Genomic DNA, 20233 nt, shown 5'->3' on the forward strand with positions numbered 1-20233 from the left:
CAGTTATCAGCTATCACTGTTCACTGATGATTGTTCACTGTTGACTGAATGTGAATGGCGACATCCACTTGTAAATTGGTTAAACCTGCGACTCTTTGACTATCTGCTGGATCATCAATACGGATTTTCACCTGAATGATTCTGCGGTCTGTATCTGCTGCTGGATTGACACTGAGGATATTTTGTCTGTCAACTTGCAAACCAATTTCACTTACGGTTCCTTTTATTTTTTTGGAGAACGCAGTGCTGGTGATGGTCGCTTTTTGACCGATACGGACTTTGCTAATATCAGTCTGATAAATTTCTGCCTCTACATACATTTGAGATGTTTTGCCTATGTCAACAATCCCTTCATTAGTGCTCACTTCTCCTGTTTTGGCGTGAACTTTCAAAATTCTTCCATCTATGGGAGATTTGAGATACGTTAAATCGTAGTCTGCTTTTGCTTGTTGGACGGCAGTGATAGCGCTTTGGACTTGAACATCTGCCAATTTAACATCGACAACACGTACTTCTTTGATACTCCCCAGTTTGGCTTTTGCCTCCCTAAGCTGATCGTTGATTGTGTTGACAGTGCTATTAAGATCTGCTTGAGCTGCTGTCAGTTGCTGTTGCACTGTCTGTTGTTGCAAACGCTTGCTGTCTGCTGTGGAAGCAGAAATGGCTCCTTGGTTGTAGAGTTGCTGATATCGATTGTTTTCGGTTTGAGCATTTTCTAATTCAGCCTGCAAACGAGTAATTGTCGCTCGCTTAGTCGCCGTATCTCCTTTTAATTGTGATTCCAAGCGAGTGATCGCCGCTTTTTGAGCGTCTACCTCTCCTGTTTTAGCTCCAGCTTTCACTTGCGCCAGTTGAGCTTGAGCAATTTGAACTTTGTCTGAAGCTTGTTGTAGAGCGGCTTTAGCGCGAGCATAACTTTCTAATAAAGCCACAACCTGTCCACTGCGAACCTCATCTCCTTCTTTGACCAACATTTTTTCAACTCGGACACCAGAGAGTGAGCTAGGAGCAAACAATCTAGTAACTTCACCTTGAGGCTGCAAACGTCCTAACCCAGTCACAGCAACTCTGACAATCCTTGCTGGGGCCGTCTTTGGCGCTTTTACTGCCTGAGTGTGAAGGTTGGATCTTCTTGCTAAATTATGAAATAATACAAGTCCCGTTGCTGAAGCAACAAGAGCTGCTAATAAAATTGGCCACCGATAGGTGGGTTTGGTGTATAACTGACTTCCTTTTTCTGTTGCCATCTTTCATCTCAATTGTGTCATGTTGAAGATTAGTCTAAATACCTACATCTATTGATTGCCGTAAATAGATATGAAAATTTTTCAAGAGAACTTTTCCTGCATAGCTCTGATATTTTTGACTGGAAAAGTCTTAATAACTTTTATAAACTCTTCTACGTAATTGCTTAGAACAAAACGACCCAGAATAACTATGTCGGTAGTAAAATGTATTGTATTGTTACATCGAAATCCACTATTTTATCCAATATTTCTATTGGATAAATGACTTTAAAGACCTAAAGATAGTATTTGAGAGACCTCAGTCTCAAGTAACACGAAGCGACGTTATATCTAATTTACAAAAACCTGTCTTCCATACTCGCAAAAAACTTTTATATTGTCAACAGAAAATTCATATATTTCATCGCATTTTTTTTACTCTGTTAAAGTTTTAGAGAACAGAGTGTAGAGAAAAGATTGTTGTCCAAAATACAAACATAAGAAAAATATGATAACGTTTTTCAATTGATTTCACTATATCTATCCCTTTCTCACTCTCTCACTTCCTCTGTGTTTAAAACGTAGTCTATATACCTGAAAATTACTGTAGCTTCTGCCTTTCGCGCACAAGCATAAAACTCAAATGCTAAAATAGGGAACTTTCTTATGGCGATTAACTTCCGTAATTTTAAGCCTAGCCTACTAAGAGCAATCAATCATGATAAAAGACAAAGGTTTAAAAATGAAGTAAGAATGAATATACAGATATCATTCTCAAAAATCCAAAACGCGTAGCGCCGCGAGCGGAGCGTGGCGGTCTCATTCAAAAATATTAATTGGTTCAACAGCTTTCTTCCGTGTTTTGGAGCAATCCGTGAAATTTACGATTCACCATCCAATTTATACTTTATTCTTTATATGACTATCAGCACAGTGGACAGACATAAAACATTTTTATCAAAGTTCTTATGAAATTTCTGTTTTTGATAGTACTGATTAAATAAACTAGCGATATCTTATTGTTAGTGTTTTCGCTGACAACACTAAAGAGCAGTAATTATGCCTATAAAGTCAGTACCCATAGACCAAATTAAAATAGGTCATAACCGCCGTCCAATCAACGGCGACAAAGTTGAGGAGTTGAAAGAATCAATTCAGGCTAATGGTCTATTGAACCCGATCACAGTAGACCGAAAACTGAACTTGATTGCTGGGCTACACCGTCTGACAGCTTGTCGGCTCCTTGGTTTAGAAAAAATCGAGTGTAATATTGTTGATTACGAAGATGCTGATCAAGCGCGTTTGGCGGAGATTGACGAGAACTTTATCCGCAATGAGTTAAAACCTCTAGAGCGAGCAGAAATGCTATTGGAACGCCAGAAAATTTTGGACAGACTCGGACTCATCGCCAAAGCAGGGGATAACCAACATACCCTCAAAGGTCGTGAAATGATTTCACCACCTGCCAAAACGAATTTAGAGTTTGCCAAAGAAATTGGATACAGCGAGCGTAGCTTGCAGCACGATAAGCAGATAGCCAAAGATATTCACCAAGAAGTCAAAGAGAAAATCAAAGGTACGCCCATCGCTGATATAAAAACGGAACTGCTCAGGATAGCTAGAGCGGGGACTAAAGAACGTACTTTAGCAGAACAAGCAGAACAAAGTTTGGAGTTAGCTCAGGCTAAAAAAGATAAGCAAGAAGCCCAACAGCAAGCTAAAATAGCGGCACAATCGCGACTTAGGCAACAAGAGTTACAGTTGCAAGCCTTTAAAATTGCTATGGCAAAGAGAGAAGCTAAGTTGGCTGCAAAGAAAGCGAAATCTTTAGTTGAGGAGCATCAAGCAGGAAAAGCAACAGTTGGGCAAGGTAAGCCTTGGGTTAATGTTGGTGACGAATGGATACTCAATCAACAGCATCTCGTTTATTGTGGAGATACTGCTGGTAAACAATTTACAAACCTGCTTCCTGGTAATGCGGCTCTAGCCATTGCGACTCTTTCCCCGAGTTGGAATCATGATTACTTAATAAATGAAGCTAGAATTGTCGCTGTGCTACGCTCCGAGGGTAACATTTATAATTTTTGCAGTCGCACATCTATGCCATTTCAATACGAATTAGTCCTTAACAATTTGTATGTAGGTCTTTTTTCGCGCCAATCAATATCCAAGCCACAGATACCAATTCATATAGAAGGAGTGGAGGGAATAGTTGCTTACTTACTAAATATGTATACAAATCCAAATAATTTTGTCATTGCCCCATTTATGGGACACGGTGAAATTCTGATTGGTTGTGAAAGGATGGCACGTACCTGTTTTATTGGAGGTGAGAATCCAGAATTGATCAGTCGCGGAATTATGCGCTGGCAAGAGTGGACTGGTAAGTCAGCTTCAAAAACCGAATCATCTGAACTATAAAGTTGGGTTGGTTTGGTTCACTTCAAACCAACCTAGCTTGAAAATAGGGAACGCTTAACGCTTGCAGCGGTTTTCATCCCAAGGTTTGTGGGATTTTCTCATGAATGCCTGTTTTGAAAAGAGCAGCTAAAAATTACAAAAACTGTCATGTTCTTATCAAACTATTCTGTTAGTGTATGCATTTGTTAAATCGCCCATGAATTAAAAAAAAATACATTACAACGGTTTTCTATAAGGTGGGCATTGCTCACCCGGAGGGTGAGCAGTTCCTTCTCCCAAAGGGAGACGCAATCATGCGAACAACGGGGGGAACCCCCGCAACGGACTGCTCACCAATATCTCAAATGTCTATCACATAGGTCTATTCATATGAAAACCGCTGTAATTGCTTCCTGAAAACAAATTTTATCTAAAAACCTTAAGAAATAACTTAAAAAACGCTAAACAATAGTAAGCACCTATACTTTTTGATGTTTGAAAAACTTTATGTATGCAAAAAATCAATTGGATTTTTCAAATTGCTAAAAACGAACTATTCATTTTTTTTTGTTTATGCTAGTCTTTTTATTAATTATCATGCTTCCAGGTAATAAGTATTGAGTTAACGAAAAATGAAACATAAAAAATGCTCTGCCTGCTATCACGTGGTGCTCATGCACTTATGTTTCATCTTTTCCATTTCTTCGGATTGAGAGGGGTGTTTTTTCGGTAACGGATTTGTCAAATTTGATTTGTCAAACTCCATAGAATATATTATCTTGAACGTTTAAACTGGCCATGGGATTTATCAAGATAGAGAACGTTGTTATTAACACCAGCTACGTTGCCGCAGTTATACTCAATCATCAAACTAGCTCTGGAGAAAAAAGCGTTTCTGTCCTCATAGCTACTCCCAAGTTTACATTGTCTCAGTCGGAAACAATTTCTCAAAATCCTCAGAATCACTTGCCTTCTGAATGGATCGAATTTACGGGTTCTGCAGCTAACGCACTACAGGACTATTTTACAAGTTTCAATAATGTCATCGATCTACTACCACAACATCAGGAGTCAGGCATTGTATAGCATGTTTAGGAAAAATTGCTGTGATACTGCCAAAATCTCCGAGAAGCCTAAGAGCATTAACTCTCCGGGATTGTATCTCTTAAGCTGTCACGCTAAAAGAAGTTCATATAACTAGGGGCTAGACCAATTGCTAACACTGATTTTCTTCATTCATTTTGTATGCGCAAAGCGCACGCCAGAGGCGAACGCGCAGCGTGCCCGTAAGGCATACTTTGAATTTTGAATTTTGAATTGTTATGTGGTGTTGATTGGAACTGAATCTTTTACTGTTTGCAGATAGAATAGCTGCTGAAAATAGGAAATAGTCCTTTTTTGACTCGCCACATAAATCACTGTAGTTACACAAAACACACTACTCACAATTAGTCTATGTTCTATGTCTGCTTATTCAATTGATACTGCGTTTGCGGAATTGGAAGCCCAGGTCAATAACTTTGAAAAGGCTGTGTATAAGTCTATTGAGGAGAAAAAAACGATGTCTGATAAATCCTTGTCCGTTAACAAAATTAATAGAAAATTACAAGATAATCCTATAGCCATCGTTGGTATGGCTTCTCTTTTCGCAAAATCTCGAAACTTACGAGAGTACTGGCAAAATATTATTAATAAAGTTGACGGTATTACTGACGTTCCATCGACACACTGGAATATAGAAGAATACTATGATCCTAATCCTAGAACACCTGAGGAAAAAACCTACTGCAAAAGAGGTGGATTTATCCCAGACGTTGATTTTAACCCAATGGAATTTGGAATTCCTCCTAGCATCTTAGAAGTGACGGATGTGGCGCAACTCTTAAGTTTAGTCATTGCAAAAGAAGCAATGGAAGATGCTGGCTATAATACATCCCGCGAGTTTAATCGCGAGACGATTGGGGTTATTTTAGGTGTCGCAGGAAACCAATTGGGATTACCACTTGCCGCCAGGTTAGAGTATCCCGTGTGGGAAAAGGTGCTTAAAAGCAGTGGCTTATCCGATGAGGATACACAAAAAATTATCAAGAAAATTAAAAGCGCTTACGTCAACTGGGATGAGAATGCTTTCCCTGGGATGTTAGGTAACGTTGTTGCTGGCAGAATTGCTAACCGTTTAAATTTAGGCGGAATAAACTGTGTCGTTGATGCTGCTTGTGCCAGTTCATTAGCTGCCCTAAAAATGGCAATTAGTGAACTCGTAGAACATCGCTGCGACATGATGCTAACGGGTGGAGTTGATACTGACAACACCATCATGGCTTATATGTGTTTCAGCAAAACACCTGCTGTCTCTCCTAGCGACAATGTCAAACCCTTCGACGCTAAGTCTGATGGGATGATGCTAGGTGAAGGTATCGGTATGGTTGTCCTTAAGCGCTTAGAAGATGCTGTACGAGACAACGATAAAATCTACGCTGTCATTAAAGGAATTGGCACCTCCAGCGATGGACGGTATAAAAGCATTTATGCTCCCCGACAAGAAGGACAAGTCAAAGCCTTACAGCGTGCTTACGATGATGCAGGTTTTTCACCTGAAACCATCACCTTAATGGAGGCGCACGGTACAGGTACGATGGCTGGTGACCCCACCGAATTTGGGTCACTGAGAGAATTTTTCGGGGAAAACTCACACAAGCAGTACATTGCACTTGGTAGTGTGAAATCTCAAATCGGACACACAAAAGCTGCTGCAGGTGCTGCAAGCTTAATAAAAACTGCTTTAGCGCTACATCACAAGATACTACCGCCAACAATTAACGTTACTGAACCTAACCCCAAACTCAATATCCAAAATTCGGCGTTTTACCTAAATACCGAAACAAGACCTTGGATTCGTGCTGAAGGGGAAGCACCAAGACGTGCGGGTATCAGTTCTTTTGGCTTTGGTGGTACAAACTATCACGTTGTCTTGGAAGAATACGAAGCTGAACAAGAGCGTGCTTACCGTATACACAACACTCCCGGTGAGGTGCTGCTGTTTGCTCAAACTCCTGCACAGTTATTAGCAAACTGTGAAGAGATTTTGGGTAAATTGCAATCGCAAGATGGTAACAGAAATTACGTGGAGCTTGTAGAGGAATCTAAATCAAAAGACATTCCTCTTAATACAGCCAGAGTTGGATTTGTTGCAGCTTCTTGTGCTGAGGCTTGCAAATTGCTGCAAATCAGTATTGAGTTACTGAAAACCAGAACCTCAGATTCCTCTTGGGAGCATCCCCAGGGAATTTACTACCGTTCTTCTGGTCTTGAGTTGACAGGAAAAGTTGTTGCTTTGTTTTCTGGACAAGGTTCTCAATCCTTGGGTATGGGTCGAGAATTGGTGATGAATTTCCCAATTCTGCGGCGTCTTTTTGGCTACATGGATAGCCTTTTGCTCAAAGATAATTTACAGCCGGTGTCGGAAATCGTTTTTCCCCGTCCTGTGTTTGAGGAAGTGGAAAAAAATACCCAAATTGTTGCATTACAGCGTACAGAATATGCTCAACCAGCAATTGGGATGTTGAGTGCAGGGCTATATAAAATACTGCAACAAGCTGGATTTAAGGCAGATTTCGTTGCAGGACACAGCTTTGGAGAACTCACAGCATTGTGGGCTGCGGGTGTTTTGAGTGAGGAAGATTACTGCTTCTTAGTGAAAGCTAGGGGACAAGCAATGGCGGCTCCCCAAGATCCTGATTATGATGCAGGAGCGATGTTAGCTGTCAAAGAAGAAGTCGGCAAGGTAGAAGCAGTTCTCAAGCATTTCCCTCGGGTGACAATTGCTAATCTCAATTCTCCCCGTCAAGTGGTGTTAGCAGGACCTGCAGTGGAAATAGCAAAAATACGGCAAACTCTACAAGAGCAAGGATATGCAGCCGTTTTGTTACCTGTATCAGCAGCCTTCCATACACCCCTGATTGCTTTTGCTCAGAAAGCCTTTGCCCAAGCTATCAAGAGTACGAGTTTTCAAAATCCAAAAATACCTGTTTACACCAATGTGACAGGAAAGCAGTACCCCAAGGAAGCAGCAGAAGTCTCTAGAATTCTAGAGACTCACATCTCTAATGCGGTGCTGTTTAAGCAGGAAATTGAAAATATTTATGCGTGTGGTGGTTCTTGCTTTGTTGAATTTGGTCCCAAGAAAATTCTCACGGGTTTGGTGAAAGATATTTTAGGCGATCGCCCCCACCTCACCGTCGCTTTAAACCCCAGCAGCCAAAAAGATAGCGATCGCTCTCTAAGAGAAGCCGTTGTCCAATTACGCGTAGCTGGTTTGTCTTTGAAAAACCTCGACCCCTACCAACTACCACAACCTATACCCGCAACCGAGAAAAGCAAAGGGTTGAACGTGCGTTTAAATGGCATCAACTACGTGTCAGAAAAAACAAAAATGGCATTTGAGCAAGCTTTGCAGGATGGACACAAAGTGAAATTACCTGCAAACACATCTGAAAATAACGCTCATATTGACTCCAAATCACTCTCCGCGACACTCACCACCATCACCGCCACTCCCCCAACGGTTGCAGAAAGTAACGGACACACAAATAAATCCCTACTTCCCGTCAGCGAGAAGATTGAGGATAAGGGAACGGAACAATTCAAAATTCAGAACCTGGAATCTTCCTCATCTCCCCCAACTCCCCCAACTCCCCCAACTTCCTCTCAACCGATTCCACAGCCGAAAATGCCAAAAAATCCAGATGAACCCGTGAACTACCAACAAGTTTTAGCAAGCTTAGAATACGTCCTGACACAATTTCAGCAAAATCAAAGCGACAGTTTACAAGTTCACGGACAGTACCTCAGCCATCAGATGGAATATGCCAAAACCTTTTTCCAACTGATGCAGCAGCAGAATTCTTTGTTTGCCAACAGCAAATCTTCAGAAGAAGCTGCACAGCTTAAGGCAGTTCTTATGGAAAGCTTAGAGCGTGGTATGATGCAGTTTCACGCTCAACAAGGTGAAACTCTACGCGTTCACGAGCAATATCTCAACACTCAGGTAGAATACACCACAAACTTTTTGCAACTCATACAGCAAGAGTATGCACAGGTTGTCAATGCTGAGGTGCCAAGAACTCAACCTGTGGTGTTTCTTGACGAAACAACAGCCGCAAATAAAAAACGTGAACGTCTGATTGCTTTAGATACAACAACTATTAAACAAGACAGTTCAGTTCCTCCTACTCATCAAAAACCAGCAACTGAAGCACAGCTACATTCAGTTGTAGAAATTGGTACTCAAACGCAGACACACAAAGCAACGGATTTTGTGAGTACGAATGAGTTCTCAGTAAGTCCGACAAATAACTTATCCGTTACATCTGATGCCCCATCTGTTGTCCCCCTCCCCATCTCCTCACCTGTAATCACCGAAACTGTAGCAGTCACAACAGAAACCGCCCCCACAGATACTTCTACATCTGGTGCCCCATCTGTCATCACCGAAACTGTAGCAGTCGCGACAGAAAGCGCTCCCACAGATGCTTCTACAACGACTTCTGATATCAGTGTAAATGTAGCTGATTTGGGCACAAACCTGTTGGCAATCATCAGTGACAAAACAGGTTACCCAGTAGAGATGTTGGATATCAACATGGATATGGAGGCAGATTTAGGGATTGACTCCATCAAGCGTGTGGAAATCCTGGGAACAATGCAGGAAATGTACCCAGACTTGCCCAAACCAAATGTGGAAGAACTGGGAGAACTACGCACGATTGGTCAAATTGTCGAATGTTTGCAAAAGACTGCTTCTTCATCTGTTGCGGTGACATCTATTGCTGTAGAAACTCCGATTTCTATACAAGAGGATGCAAAAATACAGGAGCAAGTGGAGATTGAGAATTCTTTCATTACCTTATCACCTGAGTTCCCCATCTCTTCTCCCACCCTAGTGAGCGAAAGTGTCTCAGTTACTGAAGAAGCAGAAGCACCAGACACAGATTTCACAGATCTCGGTCAAACCTTGTTAGCAATCACGAGTGAAAAAACAGGTTACCCAGTAGAGATGTTGGATTTGAACATGGATATGGAGGCAGACTTAGGGATTGACTCCATTAAGCGTGTGGAAATCTTGGGGACAATGCAGGAGATGTACCCCAACTTGCCTAAACCGAATGTAGAAGAACTGGGAGAACTGCGTACCATTGGTCAAATTGTAGAGTATCTGCAAAAGTTAGTTGGTACGGAAAAAAAAAAGTCTCTGAACAAGTCCTCCAACCCATCGGGTAACTCAAACAACAATCCTCTGCGTCGTCAAGTCAAACTGAAAATCCTGCCTCAACCAGATTTTCTAGATTTCACCTTACCAGAGGGGCACATCGCTTTACTCACCGATGATGGGTCCCTCACCACTTCCAAATTGGCTCAACTTCTCACCGAACAAGGCTGGAAAATCGTTGTTCTCAGTTTTCCTCAATCGCTGGTTCCACAACACTCACCTTTACCCTCAGGAGTCAATCGCGTAAATCTTGTTGATTTAAGTGAGGAACATCTGCAACAACAATTAGCCATCATTTCCACTCAATATGGTTCAATTGATGCCTTCATCCATCTCAATCCCTTATTTGAAGTCATCTACAACGGCAAAATTCCTTATCTTGAACAGGAAAAGGCAATTGTTAAGCACGTTTTTCTCATAGCAAAACACCTGAAAAAATCCCTAAATGAAACCACACATTCTGGACGTAATTGTTTTTGCACTGTGACTCGTCTTGATGGAGCCTTTGGATTAGGACAAAATGTTAGCTTTGGCCCCATCAGTGCTGGTTTATTTGGATTAACTAAAACTCTCAACTGGGAATGGCAACAGGTGTTTTGCCGAGCAATTGACTTGAGTCCTCAGATTGGTGCAGAACAGTCAGCACAGCACATTTTTGCTGAGCTACATGATCCCAATCGTTACATTACCGAAGTTGCTTACAATTCACATGAAAGAGTCACCTTGATTAGTGCTCCCGAAATTTAACCAGAGAGGAAAGACGAGGAAGTTGGGATGAATTAACAAGTGTGGGAGTGTGGGACAAAAGTTATTGAGCATTAACTTTTTTCTCCCTCTCTTTCTTTCTCCTTTTTTTCCTCTCTTCTTTTCTCCCTCTTTTCTTCTCTCCCTCTTTCCCTCTCACCTAAAACTATGCTCCATAATCAAGAAATTCATTATCTTGGTCGCGTTCTCGATAGAGAGAAACAAGCTCCTATAAGTGGAGCTAAAGTCTTAATAAATTTGTCCGGTTATTCTTGTGTTGTCTATAGTGACTTAGAAGGAATTTATCATTTTAAAGTTCCATTTGATAACCACAATGTTTTTGAAGGAGAAATAACCATAGAAGCAAAGGGTTACAAAACATACTATTCCTTCATGAGACTATATCCGGATGAAAGAGACCTTGGTGATATTCGACTAGTCTATCCTCATTCTCATCAGGAACAGGAAAAAAATGATAATTTACTCACAATTATAGCAGGAATCATGATAGTGTTAGCTTTAATTGTAGCAGCACTAACTTTGCCTCCGCCTCAAGAAACACCGCCTCAAGAAACGCCAGATACTCGCATCAATCTTCAACAAAACATTTACTTTTCAAGCCAGCCTGCAGTTATTCAAGGTTTTTCTCTTTCAATCAATTGTCAGAAATCCGGCTATGAACTAGCCTCTTAATCCCAAGGTTTCAAGAGGTTTAAAAATCATTTTTCTAACAATCCGACAAAGTAAACGGGTAATTTATGACACTAATCACTACGATCCGTCCAACATCAGTTTTTCTCGTAAGTGGCGGCGCAAAAGGAATTACAGCTAAGTGCACTATCAAATTAGCACAACACTCCCCTTGCAAATTTATTCTCATAGGTCGTTCCGAACTCCTAGACAAAGAACCAGATTGGGCTAAAGATTGTTTTGACGAACCAGTGTTGAAAAAGCGCATTATGGAATACCTTCTCTCACTGGGAGAGAAGCCCATACCTGTAAATGTACAAAAGCTCTATAACAAAGTCATCTCTAATCGAGAAATAAAACAGACTTTAGAAGCGATTCAACAAGTAGGAGGTCATGCTGAATACTTGAGCGTTGATGTCACGAATGGAGAGGAATTAAAACAGAAACTGAAGATTGTTACTGAGCGTACTGGATCGATTAATGGCATTATACACGGTGCTGGTAATTTAGCTGATAAATTGATTGAAAAGAAAACAGAACAGGATTTTGAGAAGGTTTATACAGCTAAAGTTAAAGGTTTGGAAAATCTTTTATCTTGTATCAAACCCAGTGAACTGGAGTATTTGGTTTTGTTTTCTTCTGTCACAGGTTTTTATGGAAATGTTGGTCAGACGGACTATGCGATCGCCAACGAAATTCTCAACAAATCAGCCCATCTCGTCAAGCAACGTTACCCCGAATGTCATGTTGTGGCTATAAATTGGGGTGGCTGGGATAGTGGTATGGTGACACCACAATTGAAAAAAGAGTTTGCCCGACGTGGTATTGAGATTATCCCTGTTGAAGTTGGAACGCAAATGCTTGTCAACGAACTGCATCCTGCTAACCGCCAAACAGCACAAGTTGTCATTGGTAGCCCTCTTATTCCGCCTCCTGCACCACTAAACCCCGAACTACAAACCTACCGCATTCGTCGCAAACTATCACTTGCAGCTAATCCATTTTTACTCGACCATACCATTGCTGGTAAACCAGTTTTGCCAGCGACTTGTGCGGTATCCTGGATTGTCGATGCTTGCGAACAACTGTATCCAGGTTACAGATTTTTCAGTAACACAGATTTCAAAGTTTTGAAGGGAATTACTTTTAATGAAACCTTAGCAAGTGAGTATATTTTAGACTTGCAAGAAGTTTCTAAAACTGATTCGCAAGAAATCATCTTTCAAGCAAAGATATGGAGTAAAACTCCAGAAGGTAGAACTAATTATCATTTCAGTATTGCTCAAGTTCGGCTAGTGCAAGAACTACCTACTAGTCCTACTTATGAACCATTAAATCTTGAAGAAGATAACATCATCACGATTACTGGTAAAGATTTTTATCAAGCAAAAACAACATCTCTGTTTCCATTGTTTCATGGAGACTCTTTTCAAGAACTCAAAAAGGTCTTAAACATTAGTCCTGAAAAAATCACAGCTGAGTGTATTTGGTCTGAAATTACAGATCAACAACAAGGACAATTTCCTATTGGGTGGGTTAATCCTTATTCAATTGACCTGAGTACCCATCCTTTATGGATTTGGATGCAGCATTTTCATCAAGAAATCTGCTTACCCGCAGGGCAGCAAAAATATGAGCAATACACGCGGGTTCCCTGCAATACGCCTTTTTACGTTTCTTGTGAAATTAAGACGAAAACAGCAAGTAGTATAGTCGCTGATTTTATCGTACATGATGTTCAAGGAAAAGTTTGCTCGCGTCTGTTGGGAGGTAAAGGGACTATTATACCAACTCAATCCTTGAGAAGTAATTAACGAGAAAACAAGTGCAATTTAGCTCTTATTCCCTACCTCAGCTAGGGAATGCTTACCAGAAGGTCTCTTTTTTAAACGTGCTAAGTAGGTCAACATAAAATACGATTGTTGGGATTGCTGAGTCCCAAAGGGACACGCTGCGCGTTCGCTCTTAGCGTGCGCTTTGCGCTTACGCTCCACTGCGTTTTGCTCGCAATGACATTTTACGTTTAATTAGGTTGAGCTACTTAGAAGCACAAAGAAGCTGACAACAACCAATCTAACAAGAGCAGGACTTACGCAAAACAATGAAATAATGAACCGCAAAGGACACAAAGAGCGCGTATGCCTGCGGCACGGCTTTGCCGAACGCGTAGCGTGCGCCTTAGCGCATAGTTAAGAGGGTTTAAAAGGGTTTTTGCGTAAGTCCTAAAGAGAATATTTTTTCATTCACTCAAAAAAAGAAAATCAATCATGGAAAAAATAGCAATTATTGGATTTTCATGTCTATTTCCTGATGCCAAAAATCCTGATGATTTTTGGAATAATCTTATTCAGGAGAAAGATTCCATATCATCAATCACTTCTCAGGAAATAGGAGTAGATCCGCAAGTTTTTTATGACCCAGTCAAAGGTAAACCAGAAAAAATCTATTCTTTAAAGGGAGGATTCATTCGCGACTTTCAGTTTGATACAACAGGATATAAACTACCAGCAGACTTTCTGCAAAGTTTAGATAAGACCTTTAAATGGTCACTTGATGTTGCCAAACAAGCTTTGGAACATAGTGGGTATTTAGGAAATGAATCTGTTTTGTCAAAATGTGGAGTCATATTAGGAACTCTCTCCTTACCTACGAAATTATCCAATCAATTATTTGCTCCTATATATCAGCAGATACTAACGCCTGCATTGAGAGAACTTTTGCAGTGTGAAGACTTCGATTTGGCTGACTTGAAAGCATCACCAGAAGCCTCAATTTACAACGCAATGGTTTCCGGTTTGCCAGCTGCTATCATTGCCCAAGCTCTGTCTTTATCCAACATTCATTTATGCATTGATGCTGCGTGTTCTTCACCATTATATGCAGCGAAGCTTGCTTCTCATTATTTGTGGACACACAAAGCAGATGTGATGTTGGCTGGAGGAATGAGCTGTTCTGATCCTCTGTTTTTGCGGATGTTATTTTCTGGTATCCAAGGATATCCAGAAGACAACGATCTCAGCCGTCCTTTAGATAAATCTTCCAGAGGACTGATCACCGCTGATGGAGTTGGGATGGTTGTGCTGAAACGATATAGCGATGCAGTGCGAGATGGCGATCGCATTTATGCCACCATCTCTGGTACTGGACTCTCCAACGATGGGCGAGGAAAACATTTGCTCAGTCCCAGTTCCAAAGGACAAATTCTCGCCTTTGAACGCGCATACAAAGAAGCACAAATCAGTCCAAAAGACATTGATTACATGGAGTGTCACGCAACTGGCACATTGCTAGGAGACACCACAGAGTTTAACTCAATAGAAACCTTCTTTGGTCAGCATCAAGCAACTCCTCTAGTCGGTTCCGTCAAAGCAAATGTTGGTCATTTACTAGTCGCTGCTAGTTCAGTCAGCTTAATTAAAGTGCTTCTGAGTATGTCCAAGGGTGTCATCCCTCCGACAATTCATGTTGCTGACTCCATAGGAACTGAAAACAACGTCATTTCACCTGAACGAATTGTTACAAGTACAGCCAATTGGCCCCAAAAAGCACCAGTCAAACGAGCAGCTATCAGTGCATTTGGTTTTGGTGGTACTAATGCACACATGATTTTGGAACAGGGAACCGTAGAAGATGGCGAACAAGAGAATACACCCGTGCAACCAGCTAGAGTCGCCATCGTTGGTATGGATGCCTTTTTTGGTTCCTGCAATGGATTAGATGCCTTTGACCGCAGCATTTACGATGCAAGGCAGCATTTTATACCTCTTCCTGCTGATAGATGGCACGGCTTAGAAGACCAACAAGACTTACTCCAGAAATACGGCTTACCAGATGGTAAAGCACCAGTAGGAGCTTACATTCAAGATTTACAAATCGATACCTTATCTTACAAAATCCCTCCGAATGAACTGTCCAAACTGAATCCGCAACAACTCTTACTTCTGAAAGTCGCCGATCGCGCCCTAAAAGATGCCCAAATCAAAGAAGGTGCAAACGTTGCAGTGATCATCGCCGCAGAGACAGAATTTTCTGTTCACCAGTTACAGCAGAGATGGAATCTCTCTTGGCAAATTAAACAAGGCTTAGTTGCCGGGGAAATTTCTTTACCAGAAGAAAAGATTGCTGAATTAGAAACCATTGTTAAAGATGCGATTCACCATCCAGTAGAAACTGGCGAATATCTGAGTTACATCACCAACATCATGGCGAGTCGAGTTTCTTCATTGTGGGATTTCACAGGTCCAACATTTACTATTACGGCCGGAGAGAATTCCACATTCAAGGTGTTGGAAATCGCACAAATGCTATTGAGTGCAGGGGAAGTGGATGCTGTGCTTGTGGGTGGTGTTGATTTAGCTGGCGGGCTGGAAAATATCTTGCTGCGAAGTTCCACATCACAAATAAACACAGGAGTCAATACCCTAAGTTACGACCAAAAAGCGAATGGTTGGACGGTTGGTGAAGGTGCGGGAGCAGTTGTTCTGAAGCGCCAAGATACAGCAAGAAAAGAGGGCGATCGCATTTATGCAGTTGTCGATGCTATTAGTTTTGCACAACAGCATTCTACATCTAATGACTTGCACAATCGGCTAACAACACCTGAACCAGCAGCCGTCAACTCCGTCTGTCAACAAGCTTTTCAGATAGCAGGTATCAAACCCACAGACATAGAATATTTGGAAGTTTGTGGAAGCGGTATTCCCCAAGAAGATGAAGCAGAAATCAAAGGTTTAGTTCAAGCTTATCCTTCAGATAAAAATGGTCTTAACTGTGCGATTGGTAGTGTCAAAGCAAATATTGGTCACACCTATGTCGCTTCAGGAATTGCTAGCTTAATTAAAACTGCTCTTTGTCTTCATCACAGATACATTCCTGCAACTCCCAAATGGTCTGGTGTCAAAAACCAAGAGATTTGGCAAGGTAGTCCCTTTTATGTTGTTCCAGAATCAAGACCTTGGTTTTTAGGCAAAGAAGCGAAAAAGCGAGTTGCAGCAATTAATAGCATGGGGATGGATGGGACTTATGCTCATGTTATCTTGTCAGAAGAACCACAGCAAGTACAGCGCCCAAGTAAGTATTTAGAGCAAACACCATTATATTTGTTCCCCATTGCAGGTCAGAATCACTCAGATTTACTAGACCAGATTAGCACTCTCAAAACAACCATCGAAAATTGTAGTTCTTTAAACGTTGCTGCGAGCCAAACTTTTGCTATCTATAAACAACATGTTGAGGCAAATTATGGGCTTGCAATTCTTGGACGCAACAAAAACGAATTAGTAAGAGAAATTGAAGCTGCTTTTAAAGGTGTAAATAATGCCTTTGAAAATGGGGAAGACTGGCAAACACCAACTGGTAGTTATTTTACAGCAAAGCCAGTCGGTAAAAAGGGAGGTGTAGCATACGTTTATCCTGCAGCAATTAATTCTTATCTTGGTATCGGTCGCACACTCTTCCGCTTATTTCCCAGAGTTTACGATGACTTGGTCATCAAAAATCTTTTCAGTCTTTTCGCCGAAGTTTCTCAGCTTGTTTTTCCCAGAAGCTTAAATAAACTATCAACTAGACAGTTAGAAAATCTCGAAAAGCAATTGCTTAATGATTCCTTGGCAATCCTTGAAACTGACATGGCATTTGCCAGACTCATTACTACAATTATCCGAGATGATTTCCGAATTAAGCCAAAGTATGTTTTTGGGTATAGCCTCGGCGAGACAAGCATGATGTGTTCAATGGGGGTATGGAGTAACTTTAGCGAAGGAATTAGTGCTTTTCACACATCCTCTTTGTTTGCAGACAGGATATCTGGACCGAAAAACGCTGTACGCGAATGTTGGGGATTACCATCAGCACAACAATCATCAGACGATGATTTCTGGAGTACCTATCTTTTGATGGTAAGTCCATCCCAAGTTAAAGAATGCCTCAAAAATGAAAATCGCGTTTATTTAACTCAAATCAATACACCAGAAGAAGTTTTAATTGCTGGTGAGACAGCAGCTTGTCAGAGAGTGATAAAAACTTTGGGTTGTAATGCTTTTCGTGCTCCCTTCAATCATGCAATCCATTGTGAACCAATGCGATCGGAGTACGAAGAAGTCGTTAGAGTCAACACTTTACCATCTCACAACATACCAGGTATTGTGTTTTATTCTTCAGCGGAATGTCAACCCATCACATTAGAAAGCAGTGTCATCGGTCGCAATCTTGCACAAGGCTTGTGCCAACAGCTTGATTTTCCTCGCTTAGTGAACCGAGTTTATGACGATGGGGCAAGAATTTTTATCGAAGCAGGGTCTGGTAATATCTGCTCTCGATGGATTGATAAAATCCTAGAGAAAAAAGAACATATAACCGTATCTGTTAATAGAAGAGGTGTAGATGACCATACTTCTATAATCAGGGCATTAGCAAAACTCTTCAGTCATCAAGTTTCTCTCGACTTATCAACACTGTACAGTCAGGAAACAGAAACATCCACTCAACTTAAACCAACTGTGAAAACTCTCACTTTAGGAAGGGGAGTTCCTCAAAGCCAGACGCCTATCGAAGGAAGTGTCCGTTCTGGAAACAGAATTCTTACCAAAATATTGAGCGACGAAAACCGTAAAAAATTCCAAAACTTAGCGATCAAAAAACCTCTTCATACTGTAAGTAAGCAGTATCAGAACATTCCTCTCCCTACAGATTCTGAAGTCATACATTCTCCTCAAGACTCAACCACTATCCACAATGCTATAAGTCATCCCCGCAACATATCCACATCAATACCTATGCAAGAAGAAGAAAACGTGAAAAACACCACGAATAACAGTTTTGAGCCTAGAGAACAGTTACAATCTGGTGAGTTGACTGAAAGTCAAAAAATCATTACTCCATCCATTCTTCCTCCAATTTCCACAACTCATCAACTTAAAAAATCAGCACCTCTAAATAACTTACATCTGTCTCAGTACGAAAAGTTCAGCAATAACCATTATCGGGTTCATAAAACTCACGCTAACTTCTTAAAATCCCGACAAGAATTCAGCAAACAAATCAGTGAAATGATTCAACTACAACTAGCTTGTGCTGAAAACTTGCTCAATAAGTAATAAGTGATAGGTTATAGGTTTTCCTGTAACCTGTCCCCTACCTCCTATCCTCTGTTCCCTATTCTCTCTCCTCTGTCTCGTCTATTAATCATTTAAGGGAATCGCCACTGTGAAAATCGAAGATCCAGTACTAGGTAAATACAATAACGGTCTTAACTTTTTTAGTAACTCCTTCAATCACAATGAAGTTTGGAAAGGTTCTTTAGATTGTGTTGCTTTTGAACAATCAGCCATCAAAGATAAATTACTGAATATAAAGAAACCTTGTTACGTCGTAAGAGTAGCAGGAAAAATTGGTGTCACCAACGAGGGTTATTCTTGTCCTACTGATAATGGGAAAACAGGACAAGTAGAATTGTTGATGACAACTCCACCCATGCCAACACATCATTTAGGAGACCCCAGTTTTCTTGCCTCTCATGGTGTAAAATATGCTTATACAACTGGTGCAATGGCTGGTGGTATTGCATCACAAGAGATGGTCATTGCACTAGGAAAAGAAAAAATATTGAGTTCTTTTGGTGCTGGTGGTTTAAGTCCAGACCGTCTTGAAGCAGCTATTAACTGTATTCAACAAGCTTTACCTGAAGGTCCCTACGCTTTTAATCTCATTCATAGTCCGAATGAACCTGCTATTGAACGTCGTGCTGTGGAGTTATACCTCAAATATGGGGTTAGAACCATAGAAGCCTCAGCATTTTTGGACTTGACTCCCAATATTGTTTATTACCGTGCGGCTGGGTTAGGCGTGAATGCAGCCAATCAAATTGAAATCAAAAACAAAGTCATTGCCAAAATTTCTCGTCGAGAAGTCGCCAGTAAATTTCTCCTACCTGCACCATTAAAAATTCTGAAAGAACTGGTTGAAAAAGGACTTATTACTGAGTTCCAAGCAAATCTTGCATCTCAACTTCCTGTTGCCGATGATATCACTGTGGAAGCCGATTCTGGAGGACATACAGATAATCGTCCTCTCGTTTGTCTTTTGCCTTCTATCTTGGCATTAAAAAATGAAATTCAGGAAAAATATCGCTACTCAACACCTATTAGAGTTGGAGTCGCCGGAGGAATTGGGACACCAGAATCAGCAATAGCCGGCTTTATGATGGGTGCTGCTTATGTCGTCACTGGTTCTGTTAATCAATCGTGTGTTGAAGCTGGAACTTCTGAACATACCAAGCAATTGTTAGCACAAGCAGAAATGGCTGACATGATGATGGCACCAGCCGCTGATATGTTTGAAATGGGAGTCAAACTTCAAGTTTTAAAAAGAGGAACTATGTTCCCTATGCGAGCGCAAAAACTGTATGAGATATACAGAAATTATAACTCACTTGAAGATATTCCTAATGAAGAAAGAGAGAAACTAGAGAAACAGATTTTTCGTAAGACTATTCCTCAAATTTGGGAAGAAACTGCAACTTATTTATCTCAAAGAAATCCAGAAAAACTTGCGAAAGCAATCAACAATCCCAAAATAAAAATGGCAGCAATTTTTCGCTGGTATTTAGGATTATCTTCTCGCTGGTCTAGTTCTGGAGAGAAGGGTCGAGAAGTCGATTATCAAATTTGGTGCGGTCCAGCAATGGGTAGCTTTAATGACTGGGTTCGTGGTTCTTATTTAGCTGAGCCAAAAAATCGCCGAGTGGTTGATGTTGCTCATCATATCATGACCGGGTCAGCATATTTATACCGCATTCAAAGTTTCAAACTTCAAGGACTGCAAATCTCAAATGATTACTGTCACTATCATCCAGTGAGTTCTACTGGCTTGTAAGCGGTACATAAAAGATTTTGAAAAATCGTAGACT

At 40.9% G+C, this 20233-nt stretch carries 8 protein-coding genes; 7 read left to right on the top strand and 1 reads right to left on the bottom strand.

Features of this window, described 5'->3' with window-relative positions; genetic code table 11:
- Positions 1 to 20: 20 nt before the first annotated feature.
- The gene (locus tag DP114_RS08865) at positions 21 to 1247 is read right to left on the bottom strand and encodes an ABC exporter membrane fusion protein (RefSeq protein WP_171975920.1); all 1227 of its coding nucleotides are present in this window, start codon (positions 1245 to 1247) and stop codon (positions 21 to 23) included.
- A gap of 1038 nt (positions 1248 to 2285) precedes the next feature.
- On the opposite strand from DP114_RS08865, the gene DP114_RS08870 reads away from it, so the two are divergent.
- The 7 genes from DP114_RS08870 (at position 2286) to DP114_RS08900 (ending at position 20199) form a co-directional block, all read left to right on the top strand.
- Entirely contained in the window at positions 2286 to 3647 is a 1362-nt protein-coding gene (locus DP114_RS08870; RefSeq protein ID WP_169264190.1) for a ParB/RepB/Spo0J family partition protein, read from the top strand.
- 777 nt (positions 3648 to 4424) lie between these two features.
- Positions 4425 to 4712 (top strand): hypothetical protein, encoded by a 288-nt coding sequence (locus DP114_RS08875; protein ID WP_169264189.1) that lies wholly within the window; start codon positions 4425 to 4427, stop codon positions 4710 to 4712.
- A gap of 376 nt (positions 4713 to 5088) precedes the next feature.
- Complete coding sequence (locus DP114_RS08880) at positions 5089 to 10641, top strand: type I polyketide synthase (RefSeq protein ID WP_172195176.1); 5553 nt, start codon at positions 5089 to 5091, stop codon at positions 10639 to 10641.
- A 165-nt stretch (positions 10642 to 10806) separates the two neighbouring features.
- A complete protein-coding gene (locus DP114_RS08885; protein WP_171975921.1) occupies positions 10807 to 11331 on the top strand; it encodes a hypothetical protein in 525 nt (174 codons plus the stop codon).
- 65 nt (positions 11332 to 11396) lie between these two features.
- Complete coding sequence (locus DP114_RS08890) at positions 11397 to 13142, top strand: SDR family NAD(P)-dependent oxidoreductase (protein ID WP_169264187.1); 1746 nt, start codon at positions 11397 to 11399, stop codon at positions 13140 to 13142.
- Positions 13143 to 13595: 453 nt separating this feature from the next.
- A complete protein-coding gene (locus DP114_RS08895) occupies positions 13596 to 18422 on the top strand; it encodes a PfaB family protein (protein WP_171975922.1) in 4827 nt (1608 codons plus the stop codon).
- 109 nt (positions 18423 to 18531) lie between these two features.
- Positions 18532 to 20199: a PfaD family polyunsaturated fatty acid/polyketide biosynthesis protein gene (locus tag DP114_RS08900; protein ID WP_171975923.1), complete on the top strand. Its 1668-nt coding sequence runs from the start codon at positions 18532 to 18534 to the stop codon at positions 20197 to 20199.
- The last annotated feature ends 34 nt before the right edge of the window (positions 20200 to 20233 follow it).

Source organism: Brasilonema sennae CENA114 (assembly GCF_006968745.1).
GTDB classification, from domain to species: Bacteria; Cyanobacteriota; Cyanobacteriia; order Cyanobacteriales; family Nostocaceae; genus Brasilonema; species Brasilonema sennae.